13 protein-coding genes and 3 tRNA genes are annotated in these 11,124 nt (G+C 67.4%); 8 read left to right on the plus strand and 8 right to left on the minus strand.

Annotated features, from left to right (window positions below):
- Positions 1-139: 139 nt before the first annotated feature.
- The 3 genes from ACFO0J_RS03755 to ACFO0J_RS03765 form a co-directional block, all read right to left on the minus strand.
- Positions 140-216, minus strand: a tRNA-Asp gene (locus ACFO0J_RS03755).
- Positions 217-236: 20 nt separating this feature from the next.
- Positions 237-312 (minus strand) — tRNA-Glu (locus ACFO0J_RS03760).
- A 25-nt stretch (positions 313-337) separates the two neighbouring features.
- A tRNA-Ala gene (locus ACFO0J_RS03765) sits at positions 338-413 on the minus strand.
- A 376-nt stretch (positions 414-789) separates the two neighbouring features.
- Between ACFO0J_RS03765 and bioB the strand changes: the two genes are divergently transcribed.
- The 3 genes from bioB to ACFO0J_RS03780 all read left to right on the plus strand — a co-directional run bounded on the left by bioB (position 790) and on the right by ACFO0J_RS03780 (position 3,899).
- Positions 790-1,776, plus strand: a complete 987-nt coding sequence (gene bioB / locus ACFO0J_RS03770; protein WP_376811714.1) for a biotin synthase BioB — start codon at positions 790-792, stop codon at positions 1,774-1,776.
- A complete protein-coding gene (locus tag ACFO0J_RS03775) occupies positions 1,764-2,690 on the plus strand; it encodes an EamA family transporter (RefSeq protein WP_376811715.1) in 927 nt (308 codons plus the stop codon). Before bioB ends, ACFO0J_RS03775 begins: the two co-directional genes overlap by 13 nt.
- A 189-nt stretch (positions 2,691-2,879) precedes the next feature.
- Entirely contained in the window at positions 2,880-3,899 is a 1,020-nt protein-coding gene (locus ACFO0J_RS03780) for a BMP family protein (protein WP_376811716.1), read from the plus strand.
- Between the two features lie 5 nt (positions 3,900-3,904).
- On the opposite strand, the gene ACFO0J_RS03785 is transcribed toward ACFO0J_RS03780, so the two are convergent.
- On the minus strand, positions 3,905-5,296 hold the full coding sequence (locus ACFO0J_RS03785) for an MFS transporter (protein ID WP_376811717.1): 1,392 nt from the start codon (positions 5,294-5,296) through the stop codon (positions 3,905-3,907).
- 81 nt (positions 5,297-5,377) lie between these two features.
- On the opposite strand from ACFO0J_RS03785, the gene moaC reads away from it, so the two are divergent.
- From moaC to ACFO0J_RS03810, 5 genes are read left to right on the plus strand one after another with little or no spacing between them, the layout of a single operon-like run.
- Positions 5,378-5,872 carry a cyclic pyranopterin monophosphate synthase MoaC gene (gene moaC / locus ACFO0J_RS03790; protein ID WP_376811718.1) on the plus strand — a complete coding sequence of 165 codons (495 nt, stop codon included), beginning with the start codon at positions 5,378-5,380 and terminating at the stop codon, positions 5,870-5,872.
- Positions 5,850-6,104: a MoaD/ThiS family protein gene (locus ACFO0J_RS03795; protein ID WP_376811719.1), complete on the plus strand. Its 255-nt coding sequence runs from the start codon at positions 5,850-5,852 to the stop codon at positions 6,102-6,104. The genes moaC and ACFO0J_RS03795 overlap by 23 nt, the downstream gene beginning before the upstream one ends.
- An 18-nt stretch (positions 6,105-6,122) precedes the next feature.
- On the plus strand, positions 6,123-6,593 hold the full coding sequence (locus tag ACFO0J_RS03800; protein WP_376811720.1) for a molybdenum cofactor biosynthesis protein MoaE: 471 nt from the start codon (positions 6,123-6,125) through the stop codon (positions 6,591-6,593).
- Positions 6,590-7,126: a molybdenum cofactor biosynthesis protein B gene (moaB, locus tag ACFO0J_RS03805; RefSeq protein WP_376811721.1), complete on the plus strand. Its 537-nt coding sequence runs from the start codon at positions 6,590-6,592 to the stop codon at positions 7,124-7,126. The genes ACFO0J_RS03800 and moaB overlap by 4 nt, the downstream gene beginning before the upstream one ends.
- Positions 7,127-7,128: 2 nt before the next feature.
- On the plus strand, positions 7,129-8,337 hold the full coding sequence (locus tag ACFO0J_RS03810) for a molybdopterin molybdotransferase MoeA (protein ID WP_376811722.1): 1,209 nt from the start codon (positions 7,129-7,131) through the stop codon (positions 8,335-8,337).
- On the opposite strand, the gene mobA is transcribed toward ACFO0J_RS03810, so the two are convergent.
- The 4 genes from mobA to ACFO0J_RS03830 all read right to left on the minus strand — a co-directional run bounded on the left by mobA (position 8,334) and on the right by ACFO0J_RS03830 (position 11,123).
- A complete protein-coding gene (mobA, locus tag ACFO0J_RS03815) occupies positions 8,334-8,909 on the minus strand; it encodes a molybdenum cofactor guanylyltransferase MobA (RefSeq protein ID WP_376811723.1) in 576 nt (191 codons plus the stop codon). The two genes, ACFO0J_RS03810 and mobA, sit on opposite strands and share 4 nt — an antisense overlap.
- Positions 8,910-9,099: 190 nt before the next feature.
- A complete protein-coding gene (moaA, locus tag ACFO0J_RS03820) occupies positions 9,100-10,185 on the minus strand; it encodes a GTP 3',8-cyclase MoaA (protein WP_376811724.1) in 1,086 nt (361 codons plus the stop codon).
- A 42-nt stretch (positions 10,186-10,227) separates the two neighbouring features.
- A complete protein-coding gene (locus ACFO0J_RS03825) occupies positions 10,228-10,689 on the minus strand; it encodes a universal stress protein (protein ID WP_376811725.1) in 462 nt (153 codons plus the stop codon).
- Positions 10,690-10,760: 71 nt separating this feature from the next.
- On the minus strand, positions 10,761-11,123 hold the full coding sequence (locus tag ACFO0J_RS03830) for a protein tyrosine phosphatase family protein (RefSeq protein ID WP_376811726.1): 363 nt from the start codon (positions 11,121-11,123) through the stop codon (positions 10,761-10,763).
- Between the last annotated feature and the right edge of the window lies 1 nt (position 11,124).

Consider the following 11,124-nt stretch of genomic DNA (forward strand, 5'->3'; position numbering starts at 1 on the left):
CAATCCGCTAACAAACGGAATCCTCAGGCGGATATCGGGGTTTTGACCCCAAGGGACGGGCTTGTGGGCGGGCCGAGTCCGGCGGCAAAAGAAAAAAGCCTGACAGCTCATTGAGCGATCAGGCTTTTTTTGAATTCTTTGGCGGAGCGGACGGGGCTCGAACCCGCGACCCCCGGCGTGACAGGCCGGTATTCTAACCAACTGAACTACCGCTCCGCAGCGGTGCCAGAAAATCCTGGCGTCCCCTAGGGGATTCGAACCCCTGTACTCACCGTGAAAGGGTGATGTCCTAGGCCTCTAGACGAAGGGGACAGGACATTCGACAACGAAAGTTTTTTGGTGGAGGTAAGCGGGATCGAACCGCTGACCTCTTGCATGCCATGCAAGCGCTCTCCCAGCTGAGCTATACCCCCAAAAACTGGCTTCGTTAACGAAGAAACGAGATTATGCACGAGTTTTTTGAGGCGTGCAAGTCGCGGGAAGATTTTTTTGTTTTGGCCTCAATTTTTTGATTTCGAGTCCACAGATGAGTCCGCAGAGGCGCACAGCGCAAGGCTGAGTTCAGAGCCTCCCCAGCCATCCGCCCCCTCCTAAATCACAATCTATTACACCTTCATCCCCGAGCCAAGATCGCACCCAAAGCCCGGGACGCCGACGCCGTGACTCTGGAGTACGCGCCAAGATCGTCTTATTCCCTTCAATTTCCGCGCCGATTGCCGGACGTTCGCGCTTGCCGGACGGCGGCCCGAACGCCTACGATCCGGGCTGTTTTCCCTTTCGGAGCCTGCCATGCATGCCCGCGTCCTTCACGAAACCCTGGCGCCCGCCTGGCCGGTCCAGGCGATCCTGGACCTGTTCGACCTGCCCTTCAACGATCTGCTGCTGCGGGCGCAGACCGTGCACCGGGAGCACCACCCGGCCAACGCCGTGCAGCAATCCAGCCTGCTGTCGATCAAGACCGGCGCCTGCCCCGAGGATTGCGCCTACTGTCCGCAGTCCGCACGCTACCAGACTGAAGTCGAGGCGGCGCCGCTGATGCCGCTGGATCAGGTGCTGGCGGCGGCGCGCAAGGCGCGGGACGCGGGCGCGCAGCGCTTTTGCATGGGCGCCGCCTGGCGCTCGCCGACCGAGCGCCAACTGGACCAGGTGATCGAGCACGTGCAAGCCGTCAAGGCGCTGGGCCTGGAGACCTGCGTCACCCTGGGCATGCTGAAGGACGGCCAGGCCGACCGCCTGAAAGCCGCCGGCCTGGACTACTACAACCACAACCTGGACACCGCGCCGGAACACTACGGCGAGATCATCCGCACCCGCACCTACCAGGACCGGCTGGATACGCTGCAGCGCGTGCGCGACGCCGGGTTGAAAGTCTGCTGCGGCGGCATCGTCGGCATGGGCGAATCGCGCGAGATCCGCGCCGGCCTGATCGCCGCCCTGGCCCGCCTGGACCCCTACCCGGAATCCGTGCCCGTCAATCAATTGGTGAAAGCGCCGGGCACGCCCCTGGCCGATGCGCCCGACCTGGACCCCATCGAATTCGTGCGCACGATCGCGGTCACCCGCATCGTCATGCCCCGCGCCGTGGTGCGGCTGTCGGCAGGCCGCGAAAGCATGCACGACAGCACCCAGGCCCTGTGCTTCATGGCCGGCGCCAACTCGATCTTCCACGGCGAGCGTCTGCTGACCACGCCGAACCCGCAAGCGCAGGCCGACGCCCGGCTGTTCGAGCGCCTGGGACTGGTGCCTATGCCGGAGGCCGAAGCATGTACACCCTGATTCTCAGCATTGCCTTCAGCGTCGCCGTCTCGATCTTCCTGAAGCTGGCCCGTCGCGGCGACATCCGCGTCGACCAGGCCATCGCGGTCAACTACGTCACGGCAGTGGTGCTCAGCCTGTGGCTGCTGCGCCCGCCTCTGGACACCTTGTTCGAGCGCCCGCCTGCCGCCTGGCTGATTCTGGGCTTGCTGGGCATTCTGCTGCCCAGCGTGTTCCTGGTGATGGCGGCCGCCGTGCGCCGGGCGGGGATCGTGCGCAGCGACACGGCCCAGCGGCTGTCGCTGATTCTGCCGATTCTGGCGGCCTTTCTGGTGTTTCACGAAGCCGTGTCGGGCCGCAAGGCCCTGGGCATCGTGCTGGCGCTGTGCGCCCTGGCCTGCCTGCTGGCGCGCCCCCGGCACACCGGAAACGGCGCACCCTCATCGGACGCACCCGCGCCGGACACGGCTGCGGCGGCATCCACAGACGTGTCCGACGACGAAGCGCACGGATCGGCGGCGCGCGGCTGGCTGACGCTGCTGGGCGTCTGGGCGGGCTACGGCTGCATCGACATCCTGTTCAAGCAGATGGCGCGCCTCGGCGCGGGTTTCACCGGCAGCCTGCTGCTGAGCTTCATCCTGGCCGGCCTGCTGATGGGCCTGTGGCTGCTGGCGCGGCGCACCCGCTGGCACGCCCGCAGCCTGGCGTCCGGCATCCTGCTGGGCGGGCTGAACTTCAGCAACATCTACTTTTACATCCGCGCCCATCAGACGTTTCCGGACAATCCCACCCTGGTGTTCGCCGCCATGAACATCGGCGTGATCTCGATCGGGACGCTGGTGGGCGCAGGCCTGTTCCGCGAACGCCTGAGCGCGCTGAACGTCCTGGGCATCGCCCTGGCCCTGGGCGCGATCGTGCTGCTGTTCCCCCGCTGAGGCCGCGGCCGGCATGCCGGCCGGCTGCGGGGCGGACCCGGCATCTCATCAGGCGCCGGGTCCGCCGCTTATCGCTCACGGCATATACGTATTATTTGAAGGCTAAATAAATATTCAATCGGTCTCCTGTAGCCTGTTGATCAGAAAAGATCTTTATGGCGCATGCCTTCAAACCACAGGAGACAACACATGACTGGACTCACCCGCCGCCAATGGCTGCTGGCCGCCGCATCCGCCGGCACCGGCGCCCTGGCCCTTCCCTGGCTGGCGCGCGGCGCCTTCGCCGCCGGCAAACCCGTGGTGGCCGCCTTGTTCTGCGGCCACATCGACGACCACGGTTTCATGCAGGCCGGCTACCAAGGCTTCAAGAAGGCGCAGGACACCCTGCCCATCGTGGCGCACTATAAAGACAAGGTCGCCAACGAAACCCAGGCCCAGATCGCGGCCCTGCGGGAACTGGCCGCCACCCACAAGCCTGCCCTGATCATCGCCCACGGCGGCCAGAACACGGATGCAGCCCTGACCGTGGCCAAGGAATTTCCCGACATCCGCTTCGTCATCACGCAAGGCGCCGTCACCGCCGACAACCTCAGCAGCTACGACGTGCGCCAGGAGGAATCCGCCTGGCTCGCCGGCGCCTACGCCGCCCTGCGGACCCGAACCGGCATCGTGGCCCATCAATCGGGCATCCGCGTGCCGCCCGGCTTGCGCGCCCGCGCCTCGTACGCGGCCGGCGTCCGGCACGCCAACCCGGACGTGAAGCTGCTGACCAACTTCTCGGGCAACCAGGACGATACGGCGCTCGCCGCCCGCGTCACCCAGGCTCAGGCCAAAGCGGGGGCGGACATCATCTACACCATGCTGAACAAAGGCCGCAGCGGCACCACCCAGGCCTGCCGTGAACTGGGGATCAAGGAAATCGGCAACGTGATCGACTGGGTGGCGCGCGAACCGGACGTCTTCATCGGCTCTGCCTGGGCCGACGTGGGCATCGGCGTCTTCCGGGCCTGCCAGGACTTGAGCGAAGGCCGGTTCCAGGCCGGCCGGATCTCCAAGGTGGGTCTGCAACAGCCCGAGGCCGTGCGCCTGATCGTGGCCTCGGACACGCCCGAGCCGATCCGCCGACAGCTCGCCGCGCTGCGGGAAGACATCCTGAAAGGCACGATCCAGGTCGAGGCCGAATACACCGGCCCCGAATTCCAGCTATAAAGCCGTCAGGCCGGCGGCCCGGCCTCGGGACGGCCGCCAGCGCCGACCGTTGCGACGGAAGGCCCCGCATCGTGCGCAGCATCCGGCCGCGCACCCTCTGCCGAGTCTGAAGCCGGCTCCGCGAGCGGGTCGTCGATGACTGGATCGTGCGAAATGTCACGCTGCGGATCGACGCGCGGGTCCAGCACCGCCATCACGTTGGAATTCTGCAAGGTGTCGGCCATGGGCACGAACTGCGTGGGCGCGTCCTCGCTGCGGTGCGTACCCTTGACGCTGCGTTCGCGGATGAAAATCACCAGCAGCGCAGCGCAAGCCGACACGAAGACGAAATAGATGTCCGACCCCCAGACCCGCATCAGGCCGCCCGCCGCCAGCGGCCCCAGACAGGCCCCCAGGCCATAGACCATGTACAGCAGGGCGCTCAGGCCCACCCGGCGTTCGGGATCGACGTTGTCGTTGGCAAAAGCCGCGCCCATGGGATAGAGCGTGAACTGGACGATGCCCAGCAGACCGGAGAAAGCCACCAGGGCCGGATAGGGAAAGTCGAACCAGCCCCACAGTGGCACCCCCAGGCACAGCAGGAGCAGCGCGCCGATCCGGATCAGGCGCACCCGGCTCATGTGATCGGCCAGCCAGCCCAGGGGCCACTGGCACACCAGGCCGGCAGCCACGGACACGGCCAGAAACACCCCGACCTGGCGGTTGTCCATGCCATGCTGCAGGCCATAGACGGGAGCCAGGCCGTAGAACGCGCCCGTCAGCATACCGGCCAGAAACAGCACCGTCAGCGACAAGGGCACGCGCGCCACATAGTATTTCAGCGCCAGGGGCGCCGGCACTTGCAGCGCCGGGTGCAGGCGCCGCGTCAGCGTCACCGGGATCAGGCTGAGCACGCTGCAGATCGCCACGAACACCAGCGGCCGGGAATCCAGTTCCGGGAACTGCCCCAGGGCCAGCTGGCCCAGCACTGTGCCCAGGCAGGATGCCACCATGTAGAAACCGAACACGGTCCCCCGCGAGGTGTTCTCGGTCTGCTCGTTGAGCCAGCTTTCGATGGCGATGAACAGGCTGACCATGGCAACGCCCGCGACAAAGCGCAGTCCCAGCCAGACCCAGAGTTCATCGACCAGGATCATGATCAGCACGGTGACGGTGACCATCGCCGCGCAGGCCGCGTAGGCGCGGATGTGGCCTACGCCGATGATCAGGCGGTGCCCGATCCGCGCACCCAGCACCAGCCCCAGGTAGTACGCGGCGATCATCGCCCCGACCCAGACCTCGGACACGGACAGCGCCGTCAGTCGCAAGCCTAAGTAAGTATTGAACAGCCCCGAACTGAGCAACAGGATCAGAGTCGCCAGATACAGGGAGAAGAATGCGCCGATCGTCTTGGCCATGCGAAATTCCGGACGGAGGCACCCATCATAGCAGCGGCGCCGCGCATGCCGCCTGCCGGCGTCCTCGTTTATCATAGGCCCATGAGCCAAACAGACCTCTCCCCCACCCTCAGCCACCTGGATGAAAACGGCCAGGTCCGCATGGTCGACGTCGGCGCCAAAGCCTCGACCGACCGCACCGCCGTGGCCGAAGGCCGGGTGCGCCTGAACGCCCATGCCTGGGGTCTGCTGTCCGCCCAGGCCAACGCCAAAGGCGAGGTCCTGAACACCGCCCGCATCGCCGGCATTCTGGCGGCCAAGCGCTGCGCCGAACTCATTCCTCTGTGCCACAGCCTGCCGCTCAGCTTCGTCGGGGTGGACTTTTCGGCCGACGACGCCAGCCGCACGCTGACCATCCGCGCCACCAGCCGCACCCATCATCAGACCGGCGTCGAAATGGAGGCCATGATGGCCTGCTCCGTCGCCGCCCTGACGGTCTACGACATGTGCAAGGCCGCCGACAAGGGCATCATCATCGAGCAGGTCCGCCTGCGCAGCAAAACCGGAGGCAAAAGTGGCGACTGGCACAACGATTGAAGTCCTGTATTTCGCCCAGGTCGCGGAACACATGGGTCTGCGGCGCGAGACCCTGCCCCTGGACGCGCCCGTCCAGGCGGGTGCCTGGCTGGACGCCCTGGCGGCGCGCTGCCCCGCGCTGGGGTCCGCCGCCCGCCTGAAACTCGCCATCAACCAGGAACACGCCGGGCGCGCCGCCACGATCCGCCCGGGCGACGAGGTCGCCGTGTTCGAACCCGTCACCGGCGGCTAGCGCCGGGCCGCACGCATCATGATCCGCATCCAGACCGAACGCTTCGATACCGCCGAATTGACCGCCCTGCTGCAGGACCGCGCGGGCAGCCGCGCCGGCGCCCTGGTGCATTTCCTGGGCATGGTGCGCGACTACAGCCCCGAGGCCGGATCGCGCAGCCTGTTCCTGGAACACTATCCGGGCATGTGCGAACGCGAGATCCAGACGCTGTGCGACTACGCGCAACAACGCTGGGACATTCTCGACACCGTAGTGGTCCACCGGGTCGGCGAACTGCCGCTGGGCGACCCCATCGTCTTCGTCGGCGTGGCGGCCGCCCATCGGGGCCAGGCCTTCCAGGCCTGCGAATACATCATCGACGCCCTGAAGACCCGCGCGCCTTTCTGGAAACGCGAGACGCTGGCCGACGGCCAGGCCTTCTGGGTCGAACAGCGGGCCGCCGACGCCGAAAAAACCGCCCAGTGGGACACCTCCCGGGACACACCATGAAAGCCGACCCCACCCTGCCGCCCGTCACGCTGCGCTGCGCGGTATTGACGATCTCCAGTCGCCGCACGGCGGCCGAAGACACCACCGGCGACTATCTGGCCGCCGTCCTGGGCGAAGCCGGCCACACCCTGCACGCCCGCGCACTGTGCCCGGATGACCGCTACCAGATCCGCAGGATACTCAGCGACTGGATCGCCGACCCGGCCGTCCAGGTCATTCTGTGCAACGGCGGCACGGGGTTCTCCCACGGCAAGTCCACCATCCCCGCCGTCACACCGCTGCTGGACCAGGTCGTGCCCGGCTTCGGCGAGCTGTTCCGCCATCTGTCCTGGCTGGACATCGGCGCCTCCGCGCTGCAATCCGACGCGCTGGGCGGTACCGCCAACGACACCCTGGTGTTCTGCCTGCCCGGCTCCACCGGCGCCTGCCGGCTGGCCTGGGAAAAGATCCTGCTGTCCCAGCTCGACAGCCGCCAGCGCCCCTGCAACTTCGCCAGCGCCTACCGCGCCCCTACGGCCTCTACGGAACCCTGATCATGCTTGACTTCGATACCGCCCAGGCCCGCCTGGCGGCGCGCGGACGCGGCCCCGCCGGCCGTGAAACCGTGCCGCTCGACGCCCTGCCCGGCCGTGTGCTGGCCGCCGACATCCACGCCGTCCTGGATCTGCCGCCGGCTGACAACAGCGCCATGGACGGCTACGCGCTGCGCGCGGCCGACGCGGCGACCCCCGGCGCGACGCTGCCGGTCCAGCAACGCTGCTTTGCCGGCCAGACCCCCGATCCCCTGCTGCCGGGCCAGGCCATCCGGCTGTTCACTGGCAGCGTGATTCCGGCGGGCGCGGACACCGTCGTCATGCAGGAAGACTGCCGTGAAGAAGACGGCCGGGTCACCATCCTGACGTCACCCCCGCCCGGACAGCACATCCGTCGCCGGGGCGAGGACATGAGCGCGGAGCGGCTGATCCTCAGTCAGGGCACCCTGCTGGGAGCCGGCCACATCGCCGTCCTGGCATCCCAGGGCTACGATCGGGCGCCCGTCTTTCCGCGCCTGAAAATCGGCATCCTGACCACGGGGGACGAACTCGTCCCCCCAGGCCAGCCCCTGCCGCCGGCCGCCATCCACAACTCCAACGCGCCGATGCTTGCCAGCCTGTGCATCGGATTGGGCGCCGCTGCGCCCCTCCTGCGCCATGCCCGCGACGACGCCGACGCCACCTGCCAGGCGCTGGCCGAACTGAACGAAACCTGCGATCTGGTGCTCAGCGTGGGCGGCGCCTCGGTCGGCGAAAAGGATCTGGTCAAACCCGCCATCGAGACTCTGGGCGGCACGCTGGACCTGTGGCGGGTGCGCATGAAGCCGGGCAAACCGGTGGCGCTGGCCGAACTCAAGGGCCGTCCGCTGGTTTGCCTGCCCGGCAACCCGTCTTCGGCCTTCGCCGTGTTCACGCTGCTGGTCAGCCCGCTGATCCGAAGCCTGCAAGGCCGCCGCGACGTGCTGCCGCCGATCCGGCGCGGCATCCTGGACATCACACGCCCCGTCGGCGGCGATCGTGACGATTTCCTGCGCATTCAGGCCGCCCAGGGCGCCGCCGGACTACCCCGCCTGACGCCGCATACGCAGCAAAGCTCGGGCGCGATGAGCAGCCTGGCCTGGGCGCACGGCCTAGCCCGCATCCCGGCGGGCGCGCGGCTGGAGGCCGGTGCGGAAGTGGACTGGATGGCGTTGTCGGACTGGTTGGTCTAAGGCCAACGTGCCCAGTCCTCGGGCGTATTCAAATTGACCAGCGCGTCGGCGTCGGGAAAATCGACGGCAACCGCGCCGCAGGACCGCAGCCAGCCCTGGACCTGACGGCCGCCCGCGTCCAGGAACGCCCGCAGCCCCTCCGCCAGGCTGCGATGCAGCATCAGGCACAGCGGGTGCGGGCCGCCGGGCGTGCGCGCATAGGCGGGACGATCGGGCCGGGCTGCGTCGCCCAACCGCGCGCCCAGGTTGTCGGGCCAGCGCAGCACGTCCACCGGCAGCACGAACAGCCAGGGGGTCTGCGCCCGCTGCAGGCCCGCCAGCACCCCGGCCAACGGCCCGCAGTCGGTGTATTCAGGGTCGTCGCCCACGACGGCGCCATAGGCGGCATAGTCGTCAGGGTGGCGGTTGGCGCTGATCCACAGGCGGTTCGCCCCCTGGGCGCGCAGGTAGCGGCCGGCATGGGCCGCCAGGGGCTCGCCGCGCCAAGGCATCAAGCCCTTGTCGGCCTCGGGCGTATCAGCCGAGCGCATGCGCCGGGATTGCCCGCCTGCCAGGATCAGGCCGTCGAACACTTTAGTTTGTTCCTCACGTCGCGGGCGCTCCGACTCGGCAAGCACTGGGCCATTTTCAAATTGTGGCATCTCTCCACGTCGCGGCCTGCAGGCCGATCTTGAATTGAGGCATCTCTCCACCTCGCCGCTTGCAAGCGGCTCGGATTCGGCAGGCACGAAATAGTCCGCAGGGACTATTTCGTGTCCTGCCTCATCCACCTATATAACTCATCTCGATCTTGTGGTCGCGATGGGCCTCGCCGCGCAATTCTGAATAGCGGTCATCGCGCGCCTGCCAGACGCCCGCCAGCCGCTGCGCCAGCGCGGCATCGTCGGCCCCGGTGCGCAGCAGGCCGCGAATGTCGTGGCCCTGTTCGGCGAACAGACAGGTGAACAGCCGGCCTTCGGGCGACAAGCGCATCCGCGTACAGTCCCCGCAAAAAGGCTGGGACACGCTGGTGATCAGGCCGATCTCGCCGGCGCCATCGGCATAGGCCCAGCGGGCGGCGACCTCGCCCCGATAGCGGGCCTGGACCGGCCGCAGCGGGAATTCATCGCCGATGATCCGGACGATTTCGGCGCCGGTGACGACCTCGTCCATGCGCCAGCCGTTGGTACTGCCGACGTCCATGTATTCAATGAAGCGCAGGATGTGGCCCGTGCCCCGGAAGTGGCGCGCCATCGGCAGGATCTGGGCGTCGTTCATGCCCCGGCGCACGACCATATTGACCTTGACGGGGGCCAGCCCCGCCGCAGCAGCGGCCTCGATGCCGTTCAGCACGGTGGCCACCGGAACGCCGCTGTCGCTCATGCGTTCGAACAGGGCATCGTCCAGCGCATCCAGGCTGACCGTGACCCGCGTCAGGCCGGCGTCGGCCAACACACGGGCCTTGCGGGCCAGCAGCGTGCCGTTGGTGGTCAGGGTCAGGTCAGGCGCTTCGCCGTCCGGCGTGCGCAGGGCGGCCAGCATCCCGACCAGGGTTTCGATCTGCTTGCGCAACAGCGGTTCGCCGCCGGTCAGGCGGATTTTGCGCACCCCGCCCGCCACCGCAATCCGGGCGACCCGGGTGATTTCCTCGAAAGTCAGCAGGTCGCCATGGGGCAGAAAAGCATGATCCGCGCCGAATAGTTCACGCGGCATGCAGTAAGTACAGCGGAAATTGCAGCGGTCCGTGACGGAAATCCGCAGGTCGCGCAAAGGCCGTCCGAGACCGTCGCGCACCGGACCGCCCGGCGCGGCAGCCAAATCGCTGCCCGCCGGCGCCGGATCGGGCCGGTGATGAATCACGCGGGGCATGGCGTCAGGACCTGTCCATGCGCATCAAACAATCGCACAAACCTAGTCGTTTTCCTTGACCCGGTAGACCAGCGTGGCGACCTTGGCCAGCCCCAGGACCTTGACCGTGACGCTGCCCAGCAGCAGACGCGACAGACCGCTGCGGCCGTGGCTGCCGATGAAGATCAAGTCGCAGCCTTCGGATTGGGCGGCATGCACGATGCCATCGGCGACGTTGAAGTTGGACACCGCCAGCGGGGTGGCTTTGACACCTGCAGTCTCGGCCCGGTCAAGCACGGCCTGGAGGTATTTCTTGGACTGCTCGGAGGCGGTGCGGTCGTAGTCTTCGTCCGTGATGGCGTAGGCGGCGGCCATGCCGTCAAAGCCGACCGTAGCGGCAAACGGCTGGGTGACGTGCAGTGCGACGACTTCGGCGCCAATGGTCCGGGCGAAGCAGACGCCTTTGTTGGCTGCCTGGGCGGAAAGCTTGGAGCCGTCCGTGGGAATCAGGATTTTCTTGAACATGCTCGGATCATCCAAAAACACTAACAGGAAACCCCAGCATAACCGCTGGCCCCCCGAAAGGACAGTCGGGATCAGCCCTGGGTTTGATCTGCGCCATACTCCTGGGCGGCCAGGAACAGATTCGTGCAGCGCGCGCCCGAACGGCAGAAGGCCAGGACCGGCGCGGGCAGGTCCCGCAGCAGGCCGGCGAACTCGGCCACGTCGGCCGCCGTCATGGCGCCGCTGACCACGGGCTGGTAGCGCGCCTGCAGACCGGCATCCCGGGCGGCCTGCAGCACGTCGTCGGAGCGGGGCTGCTCGGGGCCGCCCTCGCCGTCCGGGCGGTTGATGATGACGGACTTGAAGCCCGCATCCGCCAGCGCCTGCATGTCGGCAGGCTGCAACTGGGGGGCGACGGAGAAATCCGGGGTCAGGGTCTGATAAGTCGGGTTCATG

Source organism: Castellaniella hirudinis, assembly GCF_042651965.1.
Taxonomy (GTDB): Bacteria; Pseudomonadota; Gammaproteobacteria; order Burkholderiales; family Burkholderiaceae_B; genus Castellaniella; species Castellaniella hirudinis.